Source organism: Desulfosporosinus sp. I2 (genome assembly GCF_000960765.1).
Taxonomy (GTDB): Bacteria; Bacillota; Desulfitobacteriia; order Desulfitobacteriales; family Desulfitobacteriaceae; genus Desulfosporosinus.
The window spans coordinates 1-1,217 of record NZ_JYNH01000283.1 but is presented as its reverse complement, the minus strand read 5'-3'; the positions used below and the strand labels follow the sequence as shown (position 1 = coordinate 1,217).

General features: G+C 40.0%; 1 protein-coding gene and 1 pseudogene. Both read left to right on the top strand.

Annotated features, from left to right (window positions below):
• Positions 1–200: pseudogene (locus tag UF75_RS29540) on the top strand (hypothetical protein); the annotation flags it as partial.
• A gap of 448 nt (positions 201–648) precedes the next feature.
• Positions 649–1,217, top strand: a 569-nt coding sequence (locus UF75_RS27870; RefSeq protein WP_197079548.1) for a phosphatase PAP2 family protein, incomplete at its 3' end; no start/stop codon positions are given.

The window sequence follows — 1,217 nt, the reverse complement described above, 5'->3', positions numbered from 1 at the left end:
CTAAGCTAGATACCGATAATTTAAATAGAGTTTGGGATAAGGTCGTTAACAGAGTACAATTCAGTTCAGAACGTGATGAAATTAATGCTTTCTCGAGCAATATTGCCAGGCTTAGGGGTGCTATACAAGCGAAAGATAAATCTATTGGTTTAACTGAATTAAGTGAAGCCTATGGACATTGGAAAGAACTCGGTAAATAAGAGCGCGTGAAAGGCCATTCGATTACTTCTTGCCACTTACCAGCAACCGTCTTATACGGCAATATGTTCAATAAGAGAAATGGGTCTTGATTGAACATCGTTGAATGTTCCAGCCCATTGGCCATATGGTCAAAAACACCGAAACCAGTTAGTCGGTATTATTAAAATGGCTACAGTCGGGTTTCCGGCTATTGATGTATTCTATTACGGAAATGGCTGAAGAGAAGCATTCGTCTAAATAATAGCATAATAATTCGTATCTAGGGTATGATATCCCTCGATACGCGTTCCTCTTACACTAGGCTCTCATCGGAGATGGGGGCCTTCATCGTCTAAATGCAATTTTCGTATAGCAGTATAAATCAATATTGGGAAAAAGGAGATTTTGGGATAATGCTATAATCCCCCCCTTGAGTATGTGGTATTATCGAAGAACGGGGTAGGTATCTTGGAAAAGCTGTTTTCGAAGTATTGGGGTTTCTCATTATTAGTTTTGCCGGCGTTTAATTCTATCTATTTTCTCTTAAATCACACCAGCGGGCGGGTCTATAATCTCGCTACCGTTTTTGATCAGATGATCCCATTCGTTAAGTATTTTGCCCTTCCTTACATAGTTTGGTACCCTTTTGTAATGATCACATTATTATGGCTGATGAAACGGCAACCGCATCTTTATGTTACGACACTAATCTCTTGTCTAATGGGGTTAGTATTAAGTTATAGCTTTTTTATACTTGCCCAGACCACTACGCCCAGGCCGCCGCTTGACGCTCACGACTTGTTTACCGGGATTGTATTGTATATTTACCATGCGGATAAACCGTATAATTCGTTTCCCAGTATCCATGTATTAATTAGTTTTGTTCTTTTCCGAGCCTGCTCAAGATTGAATATCCAGGCACCAATTTTAACAGCTTCGGTACGGGGTTTAGCAGTGATAATTATCCTATCCACGTTGTTTATCAAACAACATACTTTGTTGGATGTAGCCGGAGGAATAGTATTCGGGGCTCTCAT